The organism is Pseudoalteromonas sp. SG41-5, from assembly GCF_014164495.1.
Taxonomy (GTDB): domain Bacteria; phylum Pseudomonadota; class Gammaproteobacteria; order Enterobacterales; family Alteromonadaceae; genus Pseudoalteromonas; species Pseudoalteromonas rhizosphaerae.
The window spans coordinates 1-4,639 of the sequence record NZ_JACJFH010000168.1; the positions used below are offsets into that span (position 1 = coordinate 1).

The 4,639-nt window shown below is 40.0% G+C and carries 7 protein-coding genes; all 7 read left to right on the forward strand.

The window, feature by feature from the left end; translation table 11 throughout:
- Positions 1-172 precede the first annotated feature (172 nt).
- Positions 173-382, forward strand: coding sequence for a hypothetical protein (locus tag H5232_RS24400; RefSeq protein ID WP_259398918.1), 210 nt, complete (start codon positions 173-175; stop codon positions 380-382).
- Between the two features lie 272 nt (positions 383-654).
- A complete protein-coding gene (locus tag H5232_RS22255) occupies positions 655-1,290 on the forward strand; it encodes a peptidoglycan-binding protein (protein WP_182768405.1) in 636 nt (211 codons plus the stop codon).
- 22 nt (positions 1,291-1,312) lie between these two features.
- Positions 1,313-1,699, forward strand: a complete 387-nt coding sequence (locus H5232_RS22260; protein WP_182785419.1) for a hypothetical protein — start codon at positions 1,313-1,315, stop codon at positions 1,697-1,699.
- A gap of 73 nt (positions 1,700-1,772) precedes the next feature.
- Positions 1,773-2,918, forward strand: a complete 1,146-nt coding sequence (locus tag H5232_RS22265; protein ID WP_182831535.1) for a hypothetical protein — start codon at positions 1,773-1,775, stop codon at positions 2,916-2,918.
- Positions 2,915-3,214 carry a hypothetical protein gene (locus H5232_RS22270; protein WP_182768389.1) on the forward strand — a complete coding sequence of 100 codons (300 nt, stop codon included), beginning with the start codon at positions 2,915-2,917 and terminating at the stop codon, positions 3,212-3,214. Before H5232_RS22265 ends, H5232_RS22270 begins: the two co-directional genes overlap by 4 nt.
- Positions 3,214-4,350 carry a hypothetical protein gene (locus H5232_RS22275; RefSeq protein WP_182831536.1) on the forward strand — a complete coding sequence of 379 codons (1,137 nt, stop codon included), beginning with the start codon at positions 3,214-3,216 and terminating at the stop codon, positions 4,348-4,350. The genes H5232_RS22270 and H5232_RS22275 overlap by 1 nt, the downstream gene beginning before the upstream one ends.
- On the forward strand, positions 4,347-4,639 hold a 293-nt coding region (locus H5232_RS22280; RefSeq protein WP_182719762.1), incomplete at its 3' end, for a hypothetical protein. The genes H5232_RS22275 and H5232_RS22280, both read left to right, overlap by 4 nt.

Genomic DNA, 4,639 nt, shown 5'->3' on the forward strand with positions numbered 1-4,639 from the left:
ATAGTCGGTATGGGTGAATCAGGTGAAATCAAAGTTTGGATTTCAAATACACCATCTGCTGGGTTTACAGGCCATGTATTACACGAACTAGGCTCAGGGCAAGCTCAATGGCGTGAGAATAAGTAACTAAGCCATTCCTCAAGGGCAGCTTGAACTTAAATGGAAATATATTTTGAGTAACCTCATAAAATGTCTCACCACATTGACCTTTACATTATTTGTAATGGGTTGCGCCTCAACAGGTAAAATTGATTACATGGTCGCAGGTGTCGGCACGGAAAATGGCAATGCAATTTGGGGGCGTTCTGTGGTATTTGATGATGAGTGGGGAATACCGTCAGGTTCAATTGGTGCTGCTATGGTGAAACAAGGGCGACGGTAAGTGTTTACGATAAAAAATTCCCAGAAAAAGTAGCCGTTGAATGGTTAGATAAGTCAGAGAACAGAATTTACTTTGGTGAAGTGGCAATAGATAAAAATGGTTATAAGTTAGCTAAAAATTTACTTGCATATACACGGATAAGTACAGGGGAAGTAGGAAAAAATATCAGGCCCCGACTTTGAAAACGCCAAGGTCAGCTTTTTTGAATTAGACGACAAAGATTGGCTTGTAGGCCTAGCGCCCTAAGCTAATTATTTATAAGGATATAAATCATGGTCCAGCAACACACAGTAACGCAAGGAGAAACCCTGTTAAGGATTGCGCGACAATATGGTTTTAGGACCTCAAAAAGCCTTTACCAGCATCCAATTAATGCTGAATTTAGAACACTGCGGCCCGATCCTAATCTAATTTTTCCGGGGGATATTATAAAGATCCCGCAAAAAGCCGAAAAATTCATGCCGCTAAAAACAGGTAGTAAGAACACCTTTGTAGTTCGCGGTGAAAAAGAATATTTTCGCTTAAAAGTATTTTATGACGACGGCCGCGACATCACTGGCAAACGTATTGTACTCAACATCGGCAGCCAAACTATCGATACCGTTTTACCGAGCGACGGCTTAGTTGAAGTTGAGCTAAATGAAAACGACACGCTCACCGCTCAGGTTGATTTATATCTCAAGGAAGATCAAAGCTCACCCAGTGAAAGTTTTACCGCACAAGTGGGTGATTTAGACCCCATTGACACACTTTCAGGCGTACAGGGGCGTTGTAATTTACTGGGCTTTGACTGCGGTACAGTTGATGGAATTAACGGCTCAAAAACCAAAGCGGGAGTGAGGGATTTTCAATACGAGCACGACCTTGAAGTAGATGGAATTGCAGGGAAGAAAACCAAAGCAAAATGACAGCAAGTATTTGGGAGCTAATATGAGTATTTCACAGTGTTCGCCTATGCAGATAAATAATAGAAATAAAAAGTATATTACAGAGCCAAAAATCACCTTTGCATACCAGTTAAATTTAACTAAATCATCGGCTAAACCAATAAACCCGCTCAATGAGAAAGTTATTCTTGAGCATGTTGAAAGCTGTTGGCGTCAAGAATGCTCTGTAGGTGATCGACGTATTGTAGATACAGATTGGGTTCGGCTCACGTTTAAAAAAATTCCCACCGAAGGTACTTTTAATTTAATACAAGATCCAGATGACGGGGCTGAGCCTTTTTATATCTTTGAACGAGTGCCTTATACACAGTTGAGAGGTCAAACACCGCAAGCAGAATTAATGCCAAGCATTAATATAGATGATGAATGAATTTATTATAAATAACATAGATTTATAAGATAAATCTATTAATAAATTTACACCATATATACTAGGATTACCCATGTCATTAATCTCAGAAAACACAGCCCGTTTTAAACCGCTTTTACACAGCATAACGAATATAAAGGCGTTTAGTAAAAGCGCGCGAAGCAGCGCCATGATATTACTAAGTATTACTACATTGCTATTAACTGGCTGTGGTGGTGACGTTAAAACATCAGAAAAACAAGTTGTTGAAGAGCAACCCAGACGATTTAGTAAAGACAAATTGGCGTATCGTCATACATACCACCCTGAGTGGCCAAAAGAGGTACGAAATGAGGTGTATGGTGATAAAGAAACATTCTCAACCCCGCGTATTTTATTTAGAGCTGAGGTTGAGTGGATAGGTATAGAAACGTTGTTTTCAGCGCGCATGGATGGCTCTGACAGGCGTAGGATTATTCCAGAAAGCGTATTTACGGGTAAGAATATGGTCGACGGTCATAAACCGGTGCGCTCTCCTGATAACCGGTATATCGCAATATCAATGTACAACAATGAACTTGGCTATACACGTGAGCTTTGGGATACTAAAACCCAGCAGTTTATTTTAATGAGCGAAGGTTATGGCTATGCCCATTTTAACTGGACTAAAGACAGTGAGAATGTGATTTTTTACGTCAGTGGTAAACATTATAACTATCATGTACCGACTAAAACACTTACTGAGCGGCCAATTATTTACTCTAATGGCTTGTATTTATTGCCAGATGGTCAAACTTTTTTAGCACATAAAAAAAATGAGTATTGGTTGCATGATTTTAATGGCGATGTGATAGAGAAGGTTGATTTAGGCTATAACAACCACCTTTCTATGCGTAGTTTTAAGGTATCTCCCTTCGGCGATTATATTTATTTTTTATCAGAAGGTCTTGGGGCGTCGCAAAATTACTGGATTAACTTATCGGACCCCAGTAAGCGCATTATATCACCAAGAAAAGCAGATACTTATTTTTTCTCAGATAAAAAAAATAAAGTGTTAAGTCCCGCATCAAGAGATTCTACGGAGCTAATGGGGAACGGTCGTCCATACCCTGATTATTACTTTATTGAATTGGATTTAATCACTAAGCAAGAAAAAGAAATATTGCTTAAAGAAAGTAATATTTGGGGCATGGGAACTTTGCGTATTTTTGGCGTGTTTAATATCAAGGATGAACAATGACAGAGCAATTTTATACAGGGCTATGTAGTTTCCCTAAAGCGTATTTACTCACTGGCTATGTGAATGAAGGTAAGCCAATTAGTAAGCTCACCCCGCTTTTTAACCGTGTGGTGGTGGCTGATAGTAATGAAGCGACACCAATACTGTTAAGCAGTGATGAAGGCGCCGTGCTAGAAGCCGTTGATGACAAACAGTTGACAACACGAACACTGTTTCATGCCCATAAAACTACCCCACTCAAGCTTTGCATTGTTGCCTCTACGATCAATTTACACCGTACAATCAAGGACTATTGATGTCATTAATCTCAGTAAAAAAATCTACGTTTAAATCGCTTTTAACCACGGGCTTGTTAACTAAGTCATTTTCACACTGCGCAGTAATAATGTTACTAAGTGTCGCTACATTGCAATTAACTGGCTGTGGTGATGACGTTAAACCGCCAGAAAAACAAGTTGTTGAAGAGCAACCCAGTCGATTTAGTAAAGATAAAAAAACGCATCGTCATAGTTACCACCCTGAGTGGCCAAAAGAGGTACGCAATGAGGTGTATGGCGATAAAGAAACATTTTCAACCCCACGTATTTTATTTAACGCGAAAGTCGAATGGATGAAAAGGAAAACGCTGTTCTCAGCACGGATGGATGGCTCTGATAGGCGCCGCATTATCCCCGAAGCTGCCTTTGAAGGTAGGGGGCTTATTGGTAGCCACACACCCAAGCGCTCGCCAGATAACCGCTATATAGCCTTGTCCATGGATACAACAGAGCACGGCTTTACCCGCGAGCTGTGGGATACTAAAACCCAACAGTTTATTTTAATGAGCAAAGGCTATGGCTATGCCCATTTTAATTGGACCAAAGACAGTGAAAATGTAATTTTTTACGCCAGTGGTAAGCATTATAACTACCATGTACCCACCAAAGCACTCACTGAGCGGCCAATTATTTACTCTAATGGCTTGTTTTTATTGCCAGATGGCAAAACCTTTTTAGCCGATAAAAAAAATAAATACTGGTTACATGACTTTAATGGCGACGTGATAGAGAAGGTCGATTTAGGTTTTAACACTCAATTTACTATGAAGTATTTAGAAGTATCCCCTTTCGGCGATTATATTTATTTTGTGTCAGAAGGGCTTGGTTATCCAAAAAATTATTGGATTGATTTATCAGATCCCAGCAAGCGCATTATACTACCAAGAAAAGCAGGGACGTTTTTTTTCTCAGATAAAAAAAATAAAGTGTTAAGTCCCGCATCAAGAGATTCGACAGAGCTGATGGGGAACGGTCGTCCATACCCTGATTATTACTTTATAGAACTAGACTTAATTACTAAGCAAGAAAGAGAAATATTACTTAAAGAAAGTAATATTTGGGGCATGGGAACTATATATGTTTTTGGCGTGTTTAATATCAAGGATGAACAATGACAGAGCTATTGAATACAGGGCAATCTAGTTTTCCTAAAGCGTATTTACTCACGGGCTATGTTAATAGAGGCGAGCCAATCAGCAAGCTCACCCCGCTGTTTAACCGTGTGGTGGTGGCTGATAGCAATGAAGCCGCACCAATACTGTTAAGCAGTGATGAAGGTGCGGTGCTTGAGGCTGTTGATGACAAGCAGTTAACAACACGGACACCGTTTCATGCCCAAAAAACTACCCCGTTCATGCTTCGCATTGCTGCCTCTACGACCAATTTACACCGTACAATCAAGGA